The following is a 21,837-nucleotide window of genomic DNA, read 5'->3' on the forward strand; positions in this document are numbered from 1 at the left end:
GTCTTGCCGGTGCCGGTCTGGGCTAAGCCCATGACGTCCTCACCGTCGAGCAGCGGCGGGATCGCCTGCTCCTGTACGGCGGACGGGGTCTCATATCCGAGGTCGGTGAGTGCGGAGAGGATCCGCGGGTCGATGTCGAAGTCGCAGAACTGCACGGCCGGCGGCTGGATCTCAGCAGCCTCATCGGTGGTGGGGGTGGTGGGCGCCTGCGGGTCGGCAGACGGGTGGACGGATGTCATGAATCTCCAAATAGGGCACACGGATCACGGAATGGACAGACTTCGGCATCGGAACATGCCTCGAAGTGGGCGTGTGATCGAACTCTAGCGGCCGAAGGAGCGTCATCTGTCAGACACGAAGCGGCCGGAACCTCAGTCAATCCTACCTGCCGCAGCTGCCATTGCCCGCATCGGGCTCATGTGTGACCGGACACGTCGCCTGCTCCCGGGCGGCGGTGGCCAGGCGGATTCGCTACCCTGGGAGCGGTACGAACAGCAGCCAGCCGTTCGCAGTCGACTCAAGGAGATATTTCACGTGGCTTCGACATTGGATTCCGTCATCACCCTGGCCAAACGGCGCGGGTTCGTCTTCCAGGCAGGAGACATCTACGGCGGATCCCGTTCCGCCTGGGACTACGGTCCGCCCGGCGTTGAGCTCAAGGAGAACATCAAGGCCCTGTGGTGGCAGGAGTTCGTCCGCGGGCGTGAGGACATGGTCGGCCTCGACTCCTCCATCATCCTGCCCAAGCGCGTCTGGGAGGCCTCCGGTCACGTCGAGACCTTCGTCGACCCGCTCGTCGAGTCGCTGCACACCCACAAGCGCTACCGCGCCGATCACCTCATCGAGGCCTACATCGCCAAGCACGGCCGCGAGCCGGAGAACGGACTGGCCGACATCCGCGACCCGGAGACCGGCCAGGAGGGCAACTGGACCGAGCCCAAGCAGTTCTCCGGGCTCATGAAGACTTACCTCGGTGCCGTCGACGACGAAGAGGGACTGCACTACCTGCGCCCGGAGACCGCGCAGGGCATCTTCGTCAACTTCAACAACGTCGTCACCGCCAACCGCAAGAAGCCGCCGTTCGGCATCGGCCAGATCGGCAAGGCCTTCCGCAACGAGATCACCCCGGGCAACTTCATCTTCCGCACCCGCGAGTTCGAGCAGATGGAGATGGAGTTCTTCGTCAAGCCGGGTGAAGACGAGGAATGGCACCAGTACTGGATCGATCAGCGATTCGCCTGGTACACCGATCTCGGTATCAATCCGGAGAATCTGCGGCTGTACGACCACCCCAAGGAAAAGCTGTCGCACTACTCCAAGCGCACCGTCGACGTCGAGTACAAGTTCGGCTTCTCGGGTAACCCGTGGGGCGAACTCGAAGGCGTCGCCAATCGCACCGACTTCGATCTGTCCACCCACGCCAAGCATTCGGGTGAAGACCTGTCGTTCTTCGACCAGGCGACGGGCGAGCGCTACACCCCGTATGTGATCGAGCCCGCAGCTGGTCTGACCCGCTCGGTGATGGCATTCCTGTGCGACGCGCTGACCGAGGAAGAGGTGCCGAACGCCAAGGGCGGCACCGACACCCGCACCGTGCTCCGGCTCGATCGTCGACTTGCCCCGGTGAAGGTGGCGGTGTTGCCTCTCTCGCGCAACGAGAAGCTGTCACCGAAGGCCAAGGATCTCGCCGCAGAGTTGCGCAAGTACTGGAACGTCGACTTCGACGACGCACAGGGGATCGGCAAGCGGTACCGCAGGCAGGACGAGGTCGGAACGCCGTTCTGCGTAACGGTCGATTTCGACACCCTCGACGATCAGGCCGTCACGATTCGCGAACGCGACACGATGAGCCAGGAGCGCATCGCGTTGGACCGCGTCGTCGAATATCTGGGGAGCAAACTGCTCGGGGCGTGACGTCGGGTCGCGGGTCGGTCGTTGAGTAGGCCTGACCTGCGGTGGTCTGTCACAATTGAGGAGATTTGCCGTGCGCGGCCGGACACGGGGTCCGACCGGGCGGCGAGGAGAGTGAGTGGAGTCGTGGCGGTCAGCGGGAAAGTCGTTCATTACGACACGAATAGAGGATTCGGATTCTTGGCCCCGGAGTCGGGCGGTGCCGATGTGTTCTTGCACATCAATGACATCGACATCGACGAGGATTCGTTGAAGCCAGGTGCCAAGGTCTCGTTCGACATCGAGGAAACCGATCGCGGAGCCAAGGCGGTCAACGTCGCGGTCACCGAAGAAGCGCCGGCCGACGAGTCGGGATCGGGGCGCCCGCATCGTCGCGATTCGCACGATCACCACGGTCGCTCACACGGTTCCGATCGCTCGCATGGAGCTGACCGTCGACGTCCGCGCGGAGGCGGCGGGTCACTCGATTCGGCGGCGTTCACCGAGGAGATCACCGAACTGCTCCTCGACGCCTCCGGCGACCTGACTGCCAAGCAGATCGTCGCCATCCGTCAGCGCGTCACCGACTTCGCGGTCGGTCGGGGCTGGGTGCTTGACTAGTACCCCGCTCTCTGGCCGGACCGGTATACCTCCGACTGCCGAGTACGGCGAGGAGGCCGTCGAGCGCATCGTTCGCGAGGGTGCGAAGACGGCCAGCCTGCCCGGCACCAGGACAGATCACCGCAGTGAGTACGCGCGTGACCGTGCGCGCGTACTCCATTCGGCCGCATTGCGTCGGCTCGCCGACAAAACCCAGGTCGTCGGACCACGCGAGGGCGACACTCCGCGTACCCGTCTCACGCATTCGCTCGAGGTCGGGCAGATCGGGCGGGGGATCGCGATCGGTCTCGGCTGCGAACCGGACCTCGTCGAACTCGCGGGTCTCGCCCACGACATCGGGCATCCGCCGTACGGACACAACGGCGAACGAGCGCTTGACGAGGTCGCCGTCGACATCGGTGGGTTCGAGGGCAATGCGCAGAACCTGCGCATTCTCACGCGGCTCGAACCGAAACTCCTCGACGCCAACGGCGCGTCCGCGGGTCTGAACCTGACTCGCGCGTCGCTGGACGCGACTCTCAAATACCCGTGGCTGCGTCGGCCACCGGCCCGCAAGTTCGGAGCATACGACGACGACGCCGATACCCTGGCGTGGGTTCGGCAGGGTGCGCCCGGCGATCGGCAGTGCATTGAAGCGCAGGTCATGGACTGGTCGGACGATGTCGCGTATTCGGTACACGACCTCGAAGACGGCGTCATCGCCAACCGCATCGATCTCCGGTCACTCGGCGACCCGGACGATCAACGCACGCTGGCGGCGATTGGCGTCGCAGAATTTCCCGAGCTCGAACCGGAACCGCTGATCGACGCCGCGGGCAGGCTCTCTCAGATGGACATCGTGCGGGCGGTCGGGGTGTTCGACGGCAGTCTCGACGCGTCGGTGCGGCTCAAGAGACTCACGAGTGAACTCATCGGCAGGTTCGCGTCCGCCGCCATCACGGGTACCCGAGGACAGGTCGGCGGGCGGTCGATTTCTCGCTACGACGCCGACCTGACGGTGCCACCGCTGATCGCTGCCGAGGTTGCGATCCTCAAGACCTTGGCACTGCGATTCATCTTCTCCAACGAACGCCACAAGTCGCACCAGGCACGCCAACGCGAGCGCATACACCGGGTCGCCGGGTGGTTGATGGCCGCGGCCCCCGGGGGACTCGATCCGATCTTCGTCCCGACCTGGCAGGCCGCCGAGACCGACGCCGCGCGACTGCGTGTCATCGTCGACCAGATCGCCTCGATGACCGAGGGACGCCTCGAACGGATGGACAAACAGAACTCCGGCGCCCAGGCGCACCTGGGCTGATACTACTGGCCGGATGAGTTCCCGGCGTTGACGGCGTCGAGCTTCTCCGCCAGCGCCTTCTTGGTGACCGCGCCGGTGGTGAACTCCGGCAACCTGTCGACAGGCACCGAGCCGATCATGGCGAGCAGCCCCGGGCCGTCGGCCTCGGTCACGTCGGGGAAGGAGCTCTTGACCAATTCGGTCAACGCGTCCTTGCCGCTGGGGACTGAAACCACCTCGGCGATCGTCGAATTGGTGGTCAGTGGGACGGAGATCTCGTCTCCCTTGACCTCGACGTCGGCGTGCAGGCGGATATCGCGACTCGACGCTCCCACGTCGATCCGATACGTTCCGCCTTCGACGAGGAAATCGTGGACGCGAACATCCCAGTACGCCAACACCTCTCGCGGCACGCTGATGGTCACGCGCTGCTCGTCGCCCGCCTTGACGTCGACGCTCGCGAACGCCTTCAGTTCGCGCACCGGCCGCGAGACCGACGACGTCTCGATGCCTGAATACACCTGCACGACCTCGCGTCCGTCGACCTTGCCGACGTTCGCGACGGTCACCTCGACGGTCAGACCGTCGACATCCTGGGTGACCGAGAGGTCGCGGTAGTCGAAGTCGGTGTAGGTCAAGCCATGTCCGAACGGATAGGAGACGTTCATTCTGCGCGCGTCGTACCAGCGGTAGCCGATGAACAGTCCCTCGCCGTAGGTGACGTGTTGGAACTCGCCGGGAAAGTTCAGGTAGCTCGGGTTGTCCTCGAGACGCAGCGGAATGGTCTCCGACAGTCGCCCGGACGGATTGACGCTGCCGAACAGAACGTCGGCGATGGCGCCTCCGCCCGCCTGTCCGAGGAGCGCGCCGTCGAGGATCGCGGGCGCCAGGAGCGGCGCGACGCGGATTACTCCGCCGCGTGAGAGCACCACGGCCGTACGAGGATTCACGGCCAGTACCGCTTCCGCGAGTTCTAGCTGATCGGAGGGAAGGTCGATGGTGGTCCGGTCGAATCCCTCCGACTCCTGGTGCTCGGCGAGTCCGAGGAACAGCACGACGTTGGTCGCAGATCGCGCCGCGGCGACGGCATCGGAAATGAGGTCGCTGCGGTTCTGAGAATCGTTGTCGTCGGTGGTGTATCCGGCGGCGTAGACGACTTCGGAGCCGGCGTGCCGCTTGATCTCGTCGAGCGGGATGTCGACCTTGGTGGCGTTGACCTTCGACGACCCGCCGCCCTGATAGCGCGGTTGCGCGGCCATCGTGCCGATGACGGCCAATTTTTCGGAGCTGTCCAAGGGAAGAAGGTTGTCGTCGTTGCGCAACAACACGATTGCCTGCGCCGCGGCCTCACGCGCCAGCGAGTGATGGGCGTCGACGTCGAATGTGCCGTTCTCCGAACGGATGTGCGGTGCTGCTCGTTCGACGAGCGTGATCATCCGGTCGGCAGACTCCTGCAGTGCCTGCGGGTCGAGGCGGCCGTCGTCCACGGCAGCCGCCACGTCGTCGTCGAGTTCGTCGCCCCCGAACGGCATCATCAGGTCGAGTCCGGCGGCCACCGAGCGAACGCGGTCGATCACGGCACCCCAGTCGCTGATCACCACGCCGTCGAATCCCCATGTGTCTCGGAGGATTTCGGTGAGTAGCTCGCGGCTCTCGCTCGCGTGGATACCGTTGATCCGGTTGTACGAGCACATCACCGTCCACGGTCGTGCGGTGCGGACGATGTGGCCGAACGCTCGAAGGTACAGCTCGTGCAGTGTGCGCTCGTCGATTGCGGCGCTCACCCGCATGCGATCGGTCTCCTGGTTGTTGGCCGCGAAGTGCTTGAGCGAGGCACCCACGTCGACGCTCTGCACGCCGCGTACCCATGCTTCGCCGAATCTTGCCGAGAGAACCGGGTCCTCGGAGTAGTACTCGAAGTTGCGGCCGCCGAGCGGGGAGCGCTTGAGGTTGATGCCGGGGCCGAGAACGACCGAGACCTGGCGGGCGAGTGCCTCGGTGCCGATGGCCTTGCCGATGCGGTCCGCGAGGTCGGGGTTCCAGGTCTGGGAGAGTCCGACAGCGGGCGGGAAGCAGGTCGCGGGAATGCTCTCCGACAAGCCCAGGGCGTCGGAGGAGCCCTCTTGTTTGCGCAGTCCGTTCGGGCCGTCCGTCATTGCGATTGACGGCAGGTCGCCCTCGGACTTGGTCTGCCAGAAGTTCTTGCCGCTGGTGAGTCGGGCCTGCTCTGCGGTGGACAACGACGATGTAGCCATAGGTGCTCCTCGGTGCGACGACTCGGCCCCCCGTTTTCGACCGTAGCCGATCCGTCCTCGGAAGCCGCGCGGGTTGGGCGCAGTCTCGCGCGCTTGTGGATGTAGCGGACGAGGCGAGCCGCAGAGGTCACTACACTGGGCACGTGGCAGGCCGAATTCCCGATCGTGACATCACGGCAATCCGTGAACAGACACGCATCGAGGAGATCATCGGCGACTACGTCGCACTGCGTCCGGCAGGTGCCGACCGACTCAAGGGACTGTGTCCCTTTCACGACGAGAAGACGCCGTCGTTTCACGTCCGTCCCCATCACGGTCATTTCCACTGCTTCGGATGCGGCGAGGGTGGCGACGTCTACAGCTTCTTGCAGAAGCAGGAGCACGTCAGCTTTGTCGAGGCCGTCGAGCAACTCGCCGACCGGATCGGATATCAGATCCACTACGAGGGTGGCGGGACGTCGGTCGCACGTGATCGTGGAACCCGCGCCCGCCTGGTAGCTGCCAACGCCGCCGCGCAGAAGTATTACGCCGAGCAGTTGCGAACCCCCGACGCGCAGATTGCGCGCGACTACCTCACCGAACGGAACTTCGACGCCGCTGCGGCGTCGACCTTCGGCTGCGGATACGCCCCCGCAGGCTGGGACACGATGACCAAGGCGTTGCTGTCGCAGGGCTTCGAGTTCGCCGAGTTGGAGGCGGCCGGCCTGTCGAAGCAGGGCCGCAAGGGGCCCATCGACCGATTCCATCGCCGTCTGCTGTGGCCGATCCGCAATCTCGGTGGAGACATCATCGGTTTCGGTGCGCGCAAGCTGTTCGACGACGACAACCTCGGCAAGTACATGAACACGCCGGAGACCATGCTGTACAAGAAGTCTCAGGTATTGTTCGGCCTCGATCACGCCAAGAAGAACATCGCCAAGAGTCATCAGGTCGTCGTGGTCGAGGGATACACCGACGTGATGGCGATGCATCTGTCCGGGGTGACGACTGCCGTCGCTTCGTGTGGCACCGCATTCGGTGAGGATCACCTGGCGCTGATCCGTCGTCTGATGATGGACGACTCGTACTTCCGCGGTGAGGTGATCTACACCTTCGACGGCGACGCGGCCGGAAAAGCTGCGGCGCTCAAGGCTTTTGAGGGCGAGCAATCCATCGCGGGCCAGACCTTCGTCGCCATCGCGCCGGAGGGTATGGACCCATGCGAGTTGCGGCAGAACAGGGGAGACACCGCGGTCCGGGATTTGATCGCGCGTCGGGTGCCGATGTTCGAGTTCGCCATCAAGGCCCTGCTGGCCGGGTTTGATCTGAACACCGCGGAGGGTCGTGTCCACGCACTGCGCGACACGGTGCCTGTGGTGGCCCGCATCAAAGATGTCGCACTGCGCGACGAGTACGCCCGTCAGCTCGCCGGTTGGGTTGGCTGGGAAGAAGTCGGGCAGGTTCTCGCGCGGGTGCGTGAGGAGGGTGCGCGCGTCGCTCGGGTGAACGGACGTGCATCGGCGTCTGGGCGTGGGCGACAGATGCGTCGTGACCGTCCCGAAGCGGAGAAGGCGCCGGGACCCGGGCGACCCAACCCGGATGACCCTCGCCTGTGGCCGCAGCGCGAGGCGCTCAAGGCGGCACTGCAGTACCCGGCAATCGCAGGAACCGTCTTCGATTCGCTGCCCGAGGAGTGCTTCACAGAACCCGCCTACACCGTCGTGCGAAATGCGATGTCGGCGTTGGGTGGCACGTCGTCGGGGATGGGCGGCACCGAGTGGATCGACGCCGTCAACCACGAGGTGGACAACCCGGTCGTCGGGCCGATGGTGACCGAGCTCGCTGTCGAACCGATGCCGGTCAGCGAGCAGAACATCTCGCGCTACATCGGCAGTGTGCTTGCCCGACTGCAGGAGGTCTGGGTCGGCGCGCAGATCGCCGACATCAAGTCACGGCTGCGCCGCATGGCTCCAGGTGACGACCCCGACGGCTATCACGCGGTGTTCGGCGACCTCGTGGCGTTGGAGGCGTATCGACGCAGTCTGCTCGAGCAGGCCGTCGACCCTGTCGTCGACGCCGGATGACGGTGGTCAGGCGGCGTTGAGCCTGCCGCCGGGTCGCAGTTCCTCGGGGAACATCGGCCGGTGCGGGTCCTCGGAGTTGTATCGGCAGCCACCGGAGTACGTGTGGGGGCCTTCGCAGCGGTCGGGCGTAGGGCGCGGGCGTCCCCAGATGTGGTCTGCACTCATCAGTTCGCCTCCTCGGGCTCGGACAGTGGGCGACGGCGGCGCTGCGACGGCGAAGCGACCGGGATTCTCGGCTCGATGGCCTACCGAAAGTATGGGGCGACACCTGACCGATCGGCCAGTTGACGCGAGGTTTCACTCGTGGTTGCGCGAATGTGGGTCGGGTCACCGGGCGGGCGGTTCGGCTGCAACGGGGGAGAGACGACCCGCGAGAGTCCGGGCGAAGAGGCCGTGCGGTAATCTCCCACCGGGCATGTGCCCGAACGGGGCGGTAGCTCAGTTGGTTAGAGCCGCGGACTCATAATCCGTAGGTCGCGGGTTCGAGCCCCGCCCGCCCCACGCACGACTGATTTCGGTGGAGGTCCTGGCTTTCGGTAGGAGAACGCCTGGACTGACGATGTGCTCGCTACGCCCGGCACTGGTTCCGGTGTAGATCAACCGGACCAAACCCCTCTCCGCCACGTCGTACTCGGAGTGCTCGTTGTCGAATCCTGCGGTAAGTTCTACGCACACTGAGTCAGACATGGAGATGTCACCGGGGCGGACTCTCGGCGTTTTGGGGGAATCGATGGATCGTCGTGCCTTTCTGAAGATGAGTATTGCGGGGGCTGCGGCCGGAGGAATTGCTGAGATACTCGGGGCTGGAAAGGTGCTGGCTGCGCCTTCGGCTCACGGACGGTACGAATCGCTCGTGCCGGAGATATTCATGCCTGTTCCGGCGCCGAGGCAACACTCTGAGGCCATCGTTATCGGAAGCGGATTCGGCGGCTCTGTCAGTGCGCTCAGGTTGGCCGAGGCCGGAATTCAGACGACGCTTCTTGAGCGTGGTTCTCGGTGGCCAACAGACCCGTGGCGGGACATCTACGGATCATCGGATGGCAGGATGTTCTGGCATCCGAGTAAGTCGCTGGCCGAGAAGTCGCTGACTTCTACTTTGGCGATTCCGGCATACGCAGAAACCTTGGGATCGATGGCGTCAGTTGATGACTTCGGTGGACTCTTCGAGGTGAGTTGGCACAACAATTCGGTTCTCATGTGCGGCGCGGCGGTCGGCGGAGGCTCGGTGGTGTATATCGGGATCACGGCGCAGTCGCTGAGGGTGCCATTCGACCAGGTGTTTCGCGGCGTTGTTGACTACGACGAAATGGCGCGCATTTGGTATCCGAAGGCTCTTGCGGGCCTCGGCGCGACGACCGTGCCCTCGGATGTGTACCGGCACTCCAGCTTTGACAATGCCCGCGATTTTTGGCGAGTAGCGAAGAATGCGAAGTACAGTCCCTACTTCGTGCCAGGAAACTGGCGGTGGAATGTGGTGCGCGACGAAATTGCCGGCCGTGCGAAGCCGATGACCATCACTAGCGCTGGTGCACGATCGAATGGTTCGTTGAACTCGCTGACATTCACTTACATTCCGCGCGCAGAAAGTACTGGCAAGGCCACAGTGCATCCCCGGCACCAGGTCAACGATATTCATATTGAGAGGTCTGGGCGATTTGTACTCGATGTGGACTATTTAAGCCCGTACGGCGATGTGTTGGCCAAGCGAATACTGACAACTGACCGACTCGTGGTGGCTGCGGGCAGCCTCAACACCAACAGGCTCTTGGTCAAAGCGCGTGATAGTGGGACATTGCCCAATCTGAATGAGTACATTGGCGCTGCTTGGGGAAATAACGGTAATGCCAATTTCGATGTCGCGGTCAGTGGTAAGAAGAAGGACCAATCTGCGGTGGGGGCTGTTGGATTCTTCGATACTGAGGGTCACTATGCGCGATGTGTCGTCAACAGCACATATTCCTTGGGGCCGATGGAATCGGTCGTCGCTGCGTCGAATACATCTGTGATAAAGGCGGGATTGACCTCAGTCGATCCCACGCGCGGCGTTTTTCGCTACCGACGCGACTCTGGAACCGTCGTCCTTGACTGGCCGGCGGGAGGTAACGGCGGCGTTGCGGCAAATTCGATGAGGATCGCTCACCGACTCGCAGATCGGTCCGGTCTCCCGGTTGACGCTGTCGTGTACGAGCCCGACCTCATGTGGGCTCACGGACTAGGCGGCGCCGATCTCGGCACCGCATGCGATGCCTACGGACGGGTCAAGGGGTACAAGAACCTCTACGTCAACGATGGTGCGATGATCCCGGGCTCGGCAGGGGCGTCGAACCCGACGCTCACGATCACTGCGGTAGCGGAACGAAATATCGCACACATCATCTCCCAAGGCGGGTAGCGGGAGCCAGCGTCGCGAAGTGCAGTGCGTTCGGGGCGCTGCGAGGCCGGATGCGCTACGCGATCTAGCAGGCGTTTTGTTGAGCTGGGGTCCGATACGCTAGAGTCAGCGTTCGGTTCTGGTGCTCTTCGCGGCGCCCGAATCGAGAGCAATCCCCCATAGCTCAATTGGCAGAGCATTCGACTGTTAATCGAACGGTTACTGGTTCGAGTCCAGTTGGGGGAGCAAGAAAACCGCCTGTTCTCAGGCGGTTTTTTGCTTTGATGGGCGTGCTACGTGCCAGATGAGTGCCAGACGCTGGGAGCAGAACGGTGTACCCGGCAGCGGCGTGGGCCGGGTGGCGAGCGGAACGTCGTTATCAAGACTGACACCCTACGAGCGGCCGCGCGTCAACGCGGTGCGCGTAACAACCCAGGCTTAGGGTCGTCGTCGAGTTCGTCGCGCTTCCGCGTCGATGATCCCGTCACCATCCGTCACGGTCATCGTGACGGCAGCGGGCGCCGTCGAGGACACGTCGAAGTCACCGGCCGCTCAGGCCTCCACGGACGTACCGGTATGTCGTGCTCCCAACTGGACTCGAACCAGTAGACCGCGTTTCGTCGTCCCGGGGGCGACGGAGACTCGACCAAATACCCTGTCGTGGGCGTGGAGCTGGTTCTAACGTTGATCGTGACCAACACTTCCGTCGGACAGCGACGGAAGGTGGGAGTGTCGAGGAGGTCAACGCCGTGTCAACGCATTCACCGCTCTTCTATGTACTTCCCGGACTGGCAATCGCGATGGGACTCATCTTCGCCGCTGCAGGTATCGGTGACATCGCCAACTACGGTGGCGGGGTCGCCGCCTGGCTCTACACGATCTTCGGCCTTGCGGTCGTGGTGGTGGGGGCGGGAGTGGTCGCAGTCGGCAAGGGCGGTTCGTCGGAGTAGCGTCGCGCGCCAGGAATTTTGCGGGTGTCCGATTTGCTAGTATTGACATAGTCAATGGTGACACCCGGACGAGGCGTGCCGTACCCGGCCAGCGACAAGACGGCGCTCGGAGGTTCGACGTCTCGTGTCGTGGATCGTGTTGATCATTTCTGGTGTTCTCGAAGCTGTATGGGCGACCGCTCTCGGTAAGTCGCACGGGTTCACCCAGATCGTCCCCACAATTGTTTTCGCCGTCGCGCTCATCGGATCGATGGCCGGGCTGGCGTTTGCGTTGCGGGAGTTGCCAACTGGCACCGCCTACGCGATCTGGGTGGGTATCGGAGCCGCGCTGACAGTTACGTATGCGATGGTGACCGGTGCCGAATCAGCATCCCTGATCAAGGCCGGCTTGATCTTTCTCATCATCGTCTCCGTGGTCGGCCTCAAGCTCGCCCACTGAGTTGCGGCCGTAGGGCCGGGTGCCGACGCTCGACGAAGGAAATCACTAGCCTCGGGTTCATGGCGATGAACAAGGAACAACGGCAAGCATTTCTCGCGCAGCCGCACATCGGCGCGCTCTCGATAGAGGCGGGCGCCGACCGCGCGCCCCTGGTGGTGCCGATCTGGTATCAGTACAGTCCCGGCGGCGACCTGTGGTTTTTGACAGGTGCCGAGTCACGCAAGATCTCGCTGTTGCGTGCAGCCGGGCGCTGCACCGTCATGGCCGAGGTGGTCTCGCCAACGATTGCTTACGCCGCGGTGTCGGGTCAGGTGATCGACTACGTCGACGGAACCAAGGACGATCTCGTCGAGATGGCGACGCGGTATCTGCCCGCCGACAAAGTCGCGGGCTACGTCGAATTCGCCACCTCTGAGCACGGTACGCAGACGAAAGTCGTTGTGCGACCGCAACAGTGGGTCGCGTCAGACCTGGGTTCGGTTTGAGCCGGTTGCGCCCCAGATGCCGCTCTGTTCGAGGTGGCGAGTCAAACGTGCAGCGCCATCGGTGAATTGGCGACGCGTCTGCGCCACCGCCTCGTCGACGTCGGATGAACGGTAGGCGTCGATCAGTCGTTCATGGCTGTCGACCGCGGTGTACCCCCACTCGGGGTCGTTGGCGTAGAGCCGTGCGGGTGTGTACCGCGTTGCCGCTAGGAGGAACCATGCCAACTTGGTGCCTCCCGCGATGACGTTGTGCGCGCGGTGAAACTCGAACTCCGCCTCGATGACGCCATTCTCATCGCCACTCTCGACGGCTGTGCGCAGTCGTCGCGTCCACCACTGCAACTCGTCGAGGTCGTCGGATGTCACCGCGGCTGCCGTGCGCAGAGCGAGCCGCACCGCGATCTCGCCCTGCAGCCAGAACAGGTCGTCGACGTCGACACGGTCGAGCGGACCGACGCGATATCCGCGGTGCGGCTCGAGGTCGACCATGCCCTCGCCACGCAGGGTCAGCAACGCCTCGCGCACAGGGGTCACACTGACGCCCAGCTCGGCTGCGACGTCGTCGAGCCTGATGAATTCGCCGGGTCTGATGTCGGCGGTCATGATGCGGTGTCTCAGGTGTGCGGCAACCTCTTCGGACAGCGGAGGGCGCCGAGGAATCCGTCGCGGCGCCCTCGACCCGTCAGAGTCCGAAGGTCTTGCCGATGATGTCGCGCTGGATCTCATTGGTGCCACCGTAGACCGTCGAGATGATCGCGCCACGCATCAAGCGCTCGGCGTCGAATTCCGTTGCGTAGCCGTAGCCTCCCATCATCTGCATGGCATCGATGGTCATGCGCTTGGAGGTTTCGGTGGCTTTGAGTTTTGCCATCGAGGCCTCGCGGGGGAAGAGCTTGGTGGGATTGTCGTCGGCGAGTTGAGCCACCGAGTAGACGAGTTGCTTGGTGCACTCGATCTCGGTTGCGAGGTCGGCCATGCGATGCCGCAGAACCTGGAACGACCCAATGGGACGCCCGAACTGTTTGCGCTCGGTGATGAACGCCAGTGTGTCGGCAAATGATCGCTCGGCCACACCGAGTTGCATGGCCGCGAGGATGAGTCGCTCGGTGTTGAGTCCGGCCATGAGTTGATTCCAGCCGTTGCCCACCTCGCCGACGACTGCCGAGTCGGGCACTCGACAGTCCGTGAAGTAGAGATCGTTGACCTCTCGCCCGCCGAGCGTGTCGATGCCCTTGATCTCCAAACCCGGTGTGTCGGCAGGGATGTGGAACTGCGTGATTCCCTCGTGCTTCTTGCCGGTGTTCGAGGTGCGGGCGATCAGCAGGATCGACCGCGCGAAGTGCGCGTTGGAGCACCAGGTCTTCTGCCCGTTGATGACCCACCCGCCGTCGACCTTCTCGGCACGGCACGTGAGGTTGGCGACGTCGGAACCGGCCTCGGGCTCCGACATCGAGATCGACAGCGCATCGCCGTTGACGACTCCGGTCAGGACTTCCTTCTTGAGCTGGTCGTCGGCGAATCGGTTGTAGGCGAGGGCTGTGATGAAGGTGGGCCCGATCCCGCCGATCGGTGCCATGCCGCGCATCGCTTCTTCGAGCAGGATGCACATCTCGACATTGCCGGCGCCCGACCCGCCGTAGGTTTCGGGCAACATGATGCCCGCCCAGCCGAGGTCGGCCATCTTCTGGTAAAGCTCGCGCGAGTGCAGCTCCCTCCCGTCTTTTGTGTAGCGATTGCGCTGGTCACGGGTGCCGACCTCGCGTTGGCAGAAATCGGCGACAGACGTCGCGAATGCGCGCTGTTCCTCAGTGAAGTTCACTGTTGTCCTCTCGATATGCGAAGCCCGTAGGCGGCTCTGGCTAGATCATATATGTGATATGTCGGGCCGTGGTCTGGACCACACTATCGATGGCTAGATTGGTTGCCATGCCCAAATCGCGAATCCCGTCTGACGACGGCGTGCAGGCCGAGGAGAGCGTGGAGGCCGAGAGTGCCGGGCCGACAAGCGCCGACGTCTCGCCACTCGACGGAGACGAGTTCCTCGCGGCGAATCGCAGTAGGCGTGAACAACTGCGCGCCGAGGCCGCCGACCGGGTGCCACGCAAACTCGACACCACGAGTGGCCGTACTGACAAGGGACGTACTGAGAGAGGGCGCGGCGGGAAGAGCGGTGGCGTGGGAGCCGAGGCGGCGAGCGCCGCTGGAGCGACGCGTCCGGGCCGCGGGCGGCTACTGGTCGGTGTGCTGGCATCGTTCGTGGTGGTCCTCGCGATCTCGACCGGGGTACTCGCGTACCTGTACGCGCAGGCAGATCGCCGAGCGTCTGACGCAGGACCGTCGGATGCCGATCGCACAACAGTCCTCGACACCGCGCGTCGCTACGCCGTCGAGCTGACCACCTACGACCCCGCCGACTACGGCGATCTCGATCGTCGAATCACGCAGATATCCACCCCGGAGTTCGGTAAGACCTATATCGCGTCGTCGCAGGATGCGCGCAAGGGCAACGCGAACGCCAAGGGAGTGTCGACGTCGAAGGCGCAGCGCGCGGGGATCGAATCGGTGACTGCCGACCGTGCGGTGGTCCTCGTGGCATTGGATCAGACGGTGAAGTCGTCGGAGATCGCCGCGCAGGTTCCTGACGGCATCCCGTACCAATCGCGTGTCGAGATCACGCTCGCCAAGCGGAACGGCACGTGGTTGCTCGACGATCTGGCGACCGTCTGACATCAGGCAGCCAGCACGTCAGCGCTGCTGTGGGCCCCGCCGGGGGCCTTCGAGAATGGCGCAGCCGATCGCGGTGACCTGCTCGACGGTTGGTTGGCGGCGTAGTCGAAGCAGATCCGAGATGGCGTTCAGTGCCGCGTGCACGAGGAAGCGGGCCTGTCCACGACTGATCGCGTCGCCACGGTCGCGCGTGACCCATGCGGCCCACTCGTCGACGTTGGCGCGTTGCTGGCGTCGCAACGCGCTGCGCTCCGACGGGACCAGGTGCCCGATCTCGCTCAGGTAGACCGTCACGAGCGCGTTATCGCGCACGAAGAGTTGTACGTAGCGGGCAACGAGCGACTCGAGCGCTGCGCGGCTGGTCGTCGACGCCGCGAGTGCGTCGGAAGTGGCGGCACTGACGCGGTCGGACGCTCGCCAGAATGCCGCCGACAGTATCGCGGCTTTGCTCTCGAAGTGGCGGTAGACGCCGGATGCGGGAACGCCTGCGGCAGCGGCGATCTCGTCGATCGTGACCTCTCGGAAGCCTCGTGCCGAGAACAGTGAGATCGATCCGGTGAGTATGAGTTCGCGTTTCGACGCCGGCGCCAGCCCGGACGGCGGGCGCTGGACTGAGGCGTCGGCGGCGAGCAGCGGCGCGACGTCGGCCAGCGAGAGCGCGGTGGCGACGAGTAGTCGGCGAATTTCTCGGTCTGCCAACGCAGTCCGATGTGTGGTCGGACTTGCCACGACACTGATCATCGCCGCGACGAGAAGGTCGGCGTGGGGCCGGGGGATGTTCGGGCGTGCATTGAGAAGCGCTGCGCGGATTCGCCGATGCTGTTCCACCAGAACGTCTTTCACCTTCGTGGCGTCATCGCCGTTGAGGTAGCGCTGATCCCAGCGGTAGAGGCCACCGGTCCTGCGGTGGTCGATGGCCGATTGTGCGAGAGCGGTCAGTGCCGACTCGAGATCGCTCTGCGATGTCTCGAGTGCCTCGGTCAGCACGTCGGCGAGTAGTCCGGTGGCCTCGGCGAAGAGTGCGTATTTCGTCGGGAAGTGGCGGTAGAGCGCGGGGGCGGAGATTCCCACGATGTCGGCGATCTCCTCGAGGCGCACCGCGTGGTATCCGCGATCGCTGAACTCCTGTGCTGCGGTATGCAGAATCAGCGCTCGGCGGTCGGCGGGGCGTCGACGTGGCTGTCCGTTGATGTGTGTCGGAGGGTGGTCAGTCGAGGGCTGACTGCTCATCGGTCCAGAGTAGAGCGAGAGCGTCTTCGTTGGAGAAGAAATTGCCTAATCGTCTAAAACTGGTGGTAGAGGCGTCGTAGAAGATCGCTAAGTTAATCGCGATTCCTGTGGTCTACATCTCATTGGCATGTATGGTGGCGGCATGATCACGCGACCGGCGAGCGACGGGGTGGGCTGTGTCTGACATTCGGGCGACTGGGTCTGACAGTCGGGTGACTGGTGGCGCAGGGTCTGACGCCCCAATCGCTACCGGGATCAGGACCGAGGTCGACGATCGGGGGATTGCCCGCGTCACGATCGATCGTCCGGAACGGATGAATGCGCTCAACGGAGACGCCTCGAGCGCGCTGATCGACTTCCTCACCATCCGATGCGCCGCGGACGACATACGCGCGGTGATCATCGACGGCGCAGGGGGACACTTCAGCACCGGCGCAGATATTCGCGACATCGCTGCCCGGGCGTCGGAGAATGGCGGCATCGACGAGCGGAGTGCGGCCTCTGTGATCGGCGGAGGGTCGGCGCTGGCTCGTGCCGTGCGCTCTGTCGAGGTTCCGGTTGTCGCGTCCGTCGACGGCGCCGCGGTCGGGATCGGTGCATCGCTGGCGTTCGCCTCCGACCTCATCTTCGCGACCCGACGTTCCTACTTTCTTCTGGCATTCACCAACATCGGGCTCATGCCCGACGGTGGGGCGACCGCGACGGTGTCGGCCGCGATCGGTCGGGCGCGCGCCAATCGGCTGGTCCTTCTCGGCGAAAAGTTGCCTGCGCCAGAAGCATTCGACGCTGGCTTGATCAGCGGACTCGTCGACGACAGAACCGCGCTCGACGCCGAGGTCGCGGGCGTCGCCAAGCGATTCGCGCAGAGTTCGACGCAGGCGTTGCGTCTTGCGAAAGCCGCGCTCGACGCCAACACGCTCGCCGGATTCGAGTCGACCCTCGAACGTGAGACCAGAGGACAGACTCGACTGCTGCAATCTGACGAATTCCATGCGGCCATAGCCGCATTCACCACCGCACGCCGACACTGACGTTGCGAACCAACGTCGAGAAATCCAAGGAGAGTTCCATGACCGCGACCGTCGCCTCGGGCCAAGACCTCAACACAGAACCGCTGCGGTCTCGCCGCAACCACTGGAACAACCAGGTCCGCAGGCATGCGCTGATGCAGCCAGACGCTCCCGCGCTCAAGTTCTTGGGTGAGACGACGACGTGGAAACAACTCGACGAGCGCACCACTGCGTTCGCGGCGGCGCTGAGTCGTCGTGGCGTCGGGTTCGGCGACAGGGTGCTGATGATCCTGCTCAATCGCACCGAATACGTCGAAGCGATTCTGGGTGCCAACATCATTGGTGCCATCCCGGTGCCGGTGAACGTGCGGATGAGTCCCGCCGAGGTCGCCTACCTGGTGACCGACAGCGGTGCGCGGACGATCGTCACCGAGACGTTGCTCGCCCCACTTGCCGACGCGGTTGTCGCCGCAACCGGAGACGTCGATCAGGTGATCGTGGTGGGTGGCTCCGAGAACGAGGCCCACCTCGACTACGCCGATCTCATCGCCGAAGACGCGTCCGATCTCCCGGAGATCGACATCCCGGAAGAGACCGTCGCGTTGATCATGTACACGTCGGGCACCACGGGAAAACCCAAGGGCGCCATGCTGACTCACACGAACATGCAGTCGCAGGCACTGACCTGTCTGCAGGCGCTGCACACCAGCCGTGACGACATCGGTGCCGGTGTTGCGCCGATGTTCCACATCGCCGGTATCGGAGCCATGGCGCCGCTGTTCTACATGGGCGCAACGTCGGTCATCCATCCGCTTGGCGCGTTCGACCCCGACCAGATGCTCGACATGTGCGAACGTGAGGCCATCACGTCGATCTTCCTGGTGCCCGCTCAGTGGCAGGCGGTCTGCGCGGCGCAGCAGGCACACCCACGCGACGTGAAGTTCCGCGTGATCAGTTGGGGTGCGGCACCCGCTTCGGACACCGTGCTGAACGCGATGAACGAGACCTTTCCCGACGCGCTCAACGTCGCGGTTTTCGGACAAACCGAAATGTCGCCCATCACTTGCGTTCTCGACGGCGCCGACGCGCTGCGCAAGATCGGGTCGATCGGCAAGGTGGTTCCGGCGGTTACCGCGCGCATCGTCGACCCGATGATGAACGACGTCGCCGACGGCGAGGTCGGGGAGATCGTGTACCGCGGGTCGAACATGATGCTCGGGTATTGGCAGAACCCGCAGGGCACGCAGGATGCCTTCCGCGGGGGCTGGTTCCACTCCGGCGACCTCGTGCGTCGCGACGACGAGGGTTTCCTCTACGTGGTCGACCGGGCAAAAGACATGATCATCTCGGGCGGCGAGAACATCTATTGCGCCGAGGTCGAGAACGTCCTCTACGGCCACCCGAGGATTGCCGAGGCGGCTGTGATCGGACGGGCCGATCCGAAGTGGGGTGAGGTGCCGGTCGCCGTGGTGGTGACGGTCGACGGCGCCGACCTCACCCTCGAGGAGATGGAGCCGTACCTCGACGAGAACCTGGCGCGGTTCAAGCAGCCCAAGGACATCGTTCTCGTCGAAGAACTACCTCGCAACGCGGGTGGCAAGGTCGTCAAGCCGCGTCTGCGCGAGAGCTACGGCAGCAAAGACGAGGGTCTGGCCAACTGATCTCGCCACAAAAGTAGAACACGTTCCATTTCTGACGAAAAGTGACTATCGTCTCAGTAGGGACGCCAGGCTGTGCCGGCACCAACGGCACGCTGCGCGTGTACGACAACAAGCGGAGGGCATGAATGAAGACCAAGGGTGCGTTGCTACGGGAACTCAACCAACCGTGGGAGATCGAAGAGATCGAGATCGGTGATCCCAAGGCGCACGAGATCAAGATCCGGATGGAAGCAGCCGGAATGTGTCACTCCGATCATCACCTCATGACCGGCGGCATCCCGATGGCGGGCTTTCCGATCCTCGGCGGCCACGAGGGTGCGGGCGTCATCGAGGAGCTCGGTGAGGGTGTCACCGACTTCGAGGTCGGCGACCACGTCGTCCTCTCCTTCATCCCGTCGTGCGGCAAGTGTCCGTCGTGCAGGTCGGGTCTGGCGAACCTGTGCGACTTCGGCGCGATGCTTCTGCAGGGTGAAGCCGTGTCCGACAACACCTTCCGCATCCACACCGCGAAGGGCGAGAACGTCTATCCGATGACACTGCTTGGCACGTTCGCGCCGTACATGGTGGTGCACGAGGCGTCGGTGGTGAAGATTGACAAGGACATCCCGTTCGAGGTGGCGGCTCTGGTCGGTTGTGGCATCCCCACCGGCTACGGGTCGTCGACGCGTAGTGGCGATGTCCGCCCCGGCGAAGACGTGGCAATCGTCGGCGTCGGTGGCGTCGGAACCGCTGCACTGCAGGGTGCGGTGATCGCGGGAGCGCGCAACATCTTCGCGATCGACCCGGTCGAGTGGAAGCGCGAGCAGGCGCTGAAATTCGGTGCGACGGCGGCGTTCGCGTCGATCGACGAGGCTGCGGGAGCGATTGCCGAGACCACTCACGGTGCGATGTGCCGCAAGGTCATCGTGACGGTAGGAGAGGTGCACGGCAAGGATGTCGACAGTTGGATGGGCATCACGGCCAAGGCCGGCACCTGCGTGCTGACCGGCATGGGGAACATGCTCGAGTCCGACGTGACGTTGAATCTGTCGATGCTCACACTGCTGCAGAAGAACCTGCAGGGCAGCATCTTCGGCGGTGCGAACCCCAAGCTCGATATCCCGCAACTGCTTTCGATGTACAAGATCGGCAAACTCAACATCGACGACATGATCACCCGGCAGTACCGGCTTGATCAGATCAACCAGGGCTACCAGGACATGCTCGACGGCAAGAACATTCGCGGAGTCATCCGCTACACCGACGAGGATCACTGATCGTCGTCTACCGGTAACGTAGGTCCCCGTGAGTGTTCTCGAGGCCCTCGATTCCTGGCCGGTCGACAATGTCGCCGCGGCAATCGTCACTCCGGAGGGGGTCGTCGCACACGGGGACACCGCCCGCATCTACGAGCTCGCCTCGGTCACCAAACTCCTGGTGGCCGAGGCGGTTCTCGTTGCGGTCGAGGAGGGCGCCGTCGAACTCGACGACGCGGCCGGGCCGCCCGGCGCGACCATCGCTCATCTCCTTGCGCACGCGTCAGGACTGGCCTTCGACAGGCAAGAGGTCGAGGCGCCGGTGGGGGAGAAGCGGATCTACTCGAGCGCCGGGTTCGAGGTGCTTGCCGAGACCGTCGAGGCCGCAACGGAGATTGCATTCGCCGATTACCTCGCCGAGGGAGTCTGTGCGCCACTGGGACTCTCGTCGACGACGCTCGACGGACCTGCCGGCCACGGAGCGCGGTCGAGCGTCGACGATCTTGCCGTTTTCGCTGCCGAACTGCTGCAACCACGCCTGCTCTCGTCGGACCTCGCCGACTCTGCGCATGCGGTGTGGTTTCCGGGTATCGACGGCTTCGTGCCCGGCTACGGCAAGCACAAGCCGAACGATTGGGGCCTCGGATTCGAGATCCGCTCGCACAAGTCGCCGCATTGGACTGGCACACGTAACTCGCCGTCGACGTTCGGGCACTTCGGACAGTCGGGAACCTATCTCTGGGTCGATCCGGAGTTGGCCGCGGCCTGCGTCGTGTTGACAGACCGGCCGTTCGGAGCCTGGGCCAAGCCGCTGTGGACCGAGTTCAACGACGCCGTCGTCGACACGCTCGTCGCGGACGACTGACGCTATGGGCTGGTGGGTGAATCAGTAATTCACACCAATCACCTTCGGAAACTAGCGCAACACGTACAACATCAGGCACAATAAACAACACGAGTGTGATATCCGCTGTCGCGAGGTGTGTTGGGGAAGACGTTCCTCGTCGACAACGGAGGTGAACAAGGTGCGCAACCTGAATCAGTTTGCGGACATGACGACCGGAGTGGTGTACATCCACTCAGCGCAGGCCGCGCTGTGCCCGCATGTGGAGTGGGCTCTGTCGTCGACCCTTAACGCGCGGGCCAACCTGAAGTGGTCCGCCCAGGATGCCGAACCCGGCATGCAACGGGCAACCGTTGACTGGACGGGCCCGGTAGGTACTGCTGCGCGGCTGGCGAATGCGCTGCGCGAGTGGTCGTCGCTGCGCTTCGAGGTGACCGAGAATGCCAGCGAGGGCGTCGACGGCGAGCGGTTCAGTTATGTTCCGGGACTTGGCTTGTGGCGCGGATCGACGAGCGCCAACGGCGACGTGATCATCGGTGAGATGCAACTGCGTTCGCTGATCGAGGCCCAGCCGGACAGCGCTGGACTCGCCGGCGAACTCGAAGCCGCGCTCGGTACCGCATGGGACGACGCTCTCGAGGCGTACCGCATGGGCGGCGCGGGCGCCGAGGTGACCTGGTTGACGCAACGCGTCGGTTGAACCACACCGGAGTTGGTGACCAACCTCCGATCACCGACCCGACACACTGATTCGGCCCCGGCAGAGTACGGCGGTTT

20 protein-coding genes, 2 tRNA genes and 1 riboswitch are annotated in these 21,837 nt (G+C 63.9%); of the genes, 16 read left to right on the forward strand and 6 right to left on the reverse strand.

All coding sequences use genetic code 11. The features are described from left to right. Positions 1–239: DEAD/DEAH box helicase (locus tag B3T59_RS04115; protein ID WP_287001558.1), on the reverse strand; the 239-nt coding region annotated here is incomplete at its 3' end. A gap of 295 nt (positions 240–534) precedes the next feature. Between B3T59_RS04115 and B3T59_RS04120 the strand changes: the two genes are divergently transcribed. The 3 genes from B3T59_RS04120 (at position 535) to B3T59_RS04130 (ending at position 3,811) form a co-directional block, all read left to right on the forward strand. Further along, a complete protein-coding gene (locus B3T59_RS04120; protein WP_287001559.1) occupies positions 535–1,914 on the forward strand; it encodes a glycine--tRNA ligase in 1,380 nt (459 codons plus the stop codon). Positions 1,915–2,037: 123 nt separating this feature from the next. Then, positions 2,038–2,511: a cold-shock protein gene (locus B3T59_RS04125; protein WP_005206492.1), complete on the forward strand. Its 474-nt coding sequence runs from the start codon at positions 2,038–2,040 to the stop codon at positions 2,509–2,511. After that, complete coding sequence (locus tag B3T59_RS04130; RefSeq protein WP_064864289.1) at positions 2,504–3,811, forward strand: deoxyguanosinetriphosphate triphosphohydrolase; 1,308 nt, start codon at positions 2,504–2,506, stop codon at positions 3,809–3,811. Before B3T59_RS04125 ends, B3T59_RS04130 begins: the two co-directional genes overlap by 8 nt. 2 nt (positions 3,812–3,813) lie before the next feature. On the opposite strand, the gene B3T59_RS04135 is transcribed toward B3T59_RS04130, so the two are convergent. After that, complete coding sequence (locus B3T59_RS04135) at positions 3,814–6,045, reverse strand: glycoside hydrolase family 3 C-terminal domain-containing protein (protein ID WP_287001560.1); 2,232 nt, start codon at positions 6,043–6,045, stop codon at positions 3,814–3,816. Positions 6,046–6,188: 143 nt separating this feature from the next. Here B3T59_RS04135 and dnaG point away from each other — a divergent pair, with 143 nt between their 5' ends. Beyond that, positions 6,189–8,108, forward strand: coding sequence for a DNA primase (gene dnaG / locus B3T59_RS04140; RefSeq protein ID WP_064864286.1), 1,920 nt, complete (start codon positions 6,189–6,191; stop codon positions 8,106–8,108). 6 nt (positions 8,109–8,114) lie between these two features. Here dnaG and B3T59_RS04145 read toward each other — a convergent pair whose 3' ends face one another. Next, positions 8,115–8,273 carry a hypothetical protein gene (locus B3T59_RS04145; protein WP_168431277.1) on the reverse strand — a complete coding sequence of 53 codons (159 nt, stop codon included), beginning with the start codon at positions 8,271–8,273 and terminating at the stop codon, positions 8,115–8,117. A 262-nt stretch (positions 8,274–8,535) separates the two neighbouring features. Between B3T59_RS04145 and B3T59_RS04150 the strand changes: the two genes are divergently transcribed. The 6 genes from B3T59_RS04150 to B3T59_RS04175 all read left to right on the forward strand — a co-directional run bounded on the left by B3T59_RS04150 (position 8,536) and on the right by B3T59_RS04175 (position 12,353). Continuing rightward, a tRNA-Ile gene (locus B3T59_RS04150) sits at positions 8,536–8,609 on the forward strand. A gap of 184 nt (positions 8,610–8,793) precedes the next feature. Continuing rightward, a complete protein-coding gene (locus B3T59_RS04155) occupies positions 8,794–10,500 on the forward strand; it encodes a GMC oxidoreductase (RefSeq protein ID WP_251723820.1) in 1,707 nt (568 codons plus the stop codon). 152 nt (positions 10,501–10,652) lie between these two features. After that, positions 10,653–10,725, forward strand: a tRNA-Asn gene (locus tag B3T59_RS04160). Positions 10,726–11,228: 503 nt separating this feature from the next. Further along, positions 11,229–11,429: a hypothetical protein gene (locus tag B3T59_RS04165; RefSeq protein ID WP_064864284.1), complete on the forward strand. Its 201-nt coding sequence runs from the start codon at positions 11,229–11,231 to the stop codon at positions 11,427–11,429. Positions 11,430–11,474: 45 nt separating this feature from the next. Beyond that, positions 11,475–11,538: riboswitch (guanidine-III (ykkC-III) riboswitch) on the forward strand. 15 nt (positions 11,539–11,553) lie between these two features. Next, on the forward strand, positions 11,554–11,868 hold the full coding sequence (locus B3T59_RS04170; RefSeq protein WP_005206487.1) for a DMT family transporter: 315 nt from the start codon (positions 11,554–11,556) through the stop codon (positions 11,866–11,868). A gap of 59 nt (positions 11,869–11,927) precedes the next feature. Continuing rightward, positions 11,928–12,353: a pyridoxamine 5'-phosphate oxidase family protein gene (locus B3T59_RS04175; protein WP_064864282.1), complete on the forward strand. Its 426-nt coding sequence runs from the start codon at positions 11,928–11,930 to the stop codon at positions 12,351–12,353. Here B3T59_RS04175 and B3T59_RS04180 read toward each other — a convergent pair. Together B3T59_RS04180 and B3T59_RS04185 are read right to left on the reverse strand one after the other, a co-directional pair. Then, on the reverse strand, positions 12,333–13,079 hold the full coding sequence (locus B3T59_RS04180) for a GntR family transcriptional regulator (protein WP_287001561.1): 747 nt from the start codon (positions 13,077–13,079) through the stop codon (positions 12,333–12,335). The two genes, B3T59_RS04175 and B3T59_RS04180, sit on opposite strands and share 21 nt — an antisense overlap. Further along, positions 13,036–14,172 carry an acyl-CoA dehydrogenase family protein gene (locus B3T59_RS04185; RefSeq protein WP_251723819.1) on the reverse strand — a complete coding sequence of 379 codons (1,137 nt, stop codon included), beginning with the start codon at positions 14,170–14,172 and terminating at the stop codon, positions 13,036–13,038. The genes B3T59_RS04180 and B3T59_RS04185 overlap by 44 nt, the downstream gene beginning before the upstream one ends. A 107-nt stretch (positions 14,173–14,279) precedes the next feature. Between B3T59_RS04185 and B3T59_RS04190 the strand changes: the two genes are divergently transcribed. After that, a complete protein-coding gene (locus B3T59_RS04190) occupies positions 14,280–15,080 on the forward strand; it encodes a hypothetical protein (protein WP_064862030.1) in 801 nt (266 codons plus the stop codon). Positions 15,081–15,098: 18 nt separating this feature from the next. Here B3T59_RS04190 and B3T59_RS04195 read toward each other — a convergent pair whose 3' ends face one another. Next, positions 15,099–16,310 (reverse strand): TetR/AcrR family transcriptional regulator, encoded by a 1,212-nt coding sequence (locus tag B3T59_RS04195; protein WP_251723818.1) that lies wholly within the window; start codon positions 16,308–16,310, stop codon positions 15,099–15,101. A gap of 212 nt (positions 16,311–16,522) precedes the next feature. Here B3T59_RS04195 and B3T59_RS04200 point away from each other — a divergent pair, with 212 nt between their 5' ends. The 5 genes from B3T59_RS04200 to B3T59_RS04220 all read left to right on the forward strand — a co-directional run bounded on the left by B3T59_RS04200 (position 16,523) and on the right by B3T59_RS04220 (position 21,760). Further along, a complete protein-coding gene (locus B3T59_RS04200; RefSeq protein ID WP_372495581.1) occupies positions 16,523–17,341 on the forward strand; it encodes an enoyl-CoA hydratase-related protein in 819 nt (272 codons plus the stop codon). A 38-nt stretch (positions 17,342–17,379) separates the two neighbouring features. Then, a complete protein-coding gene (fadD5, locus tag B3T59_RS04205; RefSeq protein WP_064862027.1) occupies positions 17,380–18,981 on the forward strand; it encodes a fatty-acid--CoA ligase FadD5 in 1,602 nt (533 codons plus the stop codon). Between the two features lie 125 nt (positions 18,982–19,106). Then, positions 19,107–20,237, forward strand: a complete 1,131-nt coding sequence (locus B3T59_RS04210; RefSeq protein ID WP_064862026.1) for an NDMA-dependent alcohol dehydrogenase — start codon at positions 19,107–19,109, stop codon at positions 20,235–20,237. Between the two features lie 28 nt (positions 20,238–20,265). After that, on the forward strand, positions 20,266–21,081 hold the full coding sequence (locus B3T59_RS04215; protein ID WP_064862025.1) for a serine hydrolase domain-containing protein: 816 nt from the start codon (positions 20,266–20,268) through the stop codon (positions 21,079–21,081). Between the two features lie 160 nt (positions 21,082–21,241). Then, the gene (locus tag B3T59_RS04220) at positions 21,242–21,760 is read left to right on the forward strand and encodes a DUF3145 domain-containing protein (protein ID WP_005206476.1); all 519 of its coding nucleotides are present in this window, start codon (positions 21,242–21,244) and stop codon (positions 21,758–21,760) included. Positions 21,761–21,837: the final 77 nt, after the last annotated feature.

Origin of the sequence: Gordonia sp. UBA7860, from assembly GCF_002500165.1 — a bacterium.
GTDB lineage: Bacteria > Actinomycetota > Actinomycetes > Mycobacteriales > Mycobacteriaceae > Gordonia > Gordonia sputi.

Bases quoted from the DNA above. Each gene is read 5' to 3' on its own strand.
- B3T59_RS04210 (WP_064862026.1), top strand. From the start codon at position 19,107: ATGAAGACCAAGGGTGCGTTGCTACGGGAACTCAACCAACCGTGGGAG.
- B3T59_RS04195 (WP_251723818.1), bottom strand. From the start codon at position 16,310: ATGAGCAGTCAGCCCTCGACTGACCACCCTCCGACACACATCAACGGA.
- B3T59_RS04190 (WP_064862030.1), top strand. From the start codon at position 14,280: ATGCCCAAATCGCGAATCCCGTCTGACGACGGCGTGCAGGCCGAGGAG.
- B3T59_RS04145 (WP_168431277.1), bottom strand. From the start codon at position 8,273: ATGAGTGCAGACCACATCTGGGGACGCCCGCGCCCTACGCCCGACCGC.
- B3T59_RS04180 (WP_287001561.1), bottom strand. From the start codon at position 13,079: ATGAGATCCAGCGCGACATCATCGGCAAGACCTTCGGACTCTGACGGG.
- B3T59_RS04155 (WP_251723820.1), top strand. From the start codon at position 8,794: ATGGAGATGTCACCGGGGCGGACTCTCGGCGTTTTGGGGGAATCGATG.
- fadD5 (WP_064862027.1), top strand. From the start codon at position 17,380: ATGACCGCGACCGTCGCCTCGGGCCAAGACCTCAACACAGAACCGCTG.
- B3T59_RS04175 (WP_064864282.1), top strand. From the start codon at position 11,928: ATGGCGATGAACAAGGAACAACGGCAAGCATTTCTCGCGCAGCCGCAC.
- B3T59_RS04135 (WP_287001560.1), bottom strand. From the start codon at position 6,045: ATGGCTACATCGTCGTTGTCCACCGCAGAGCAGGCCCGACTCACCAGC.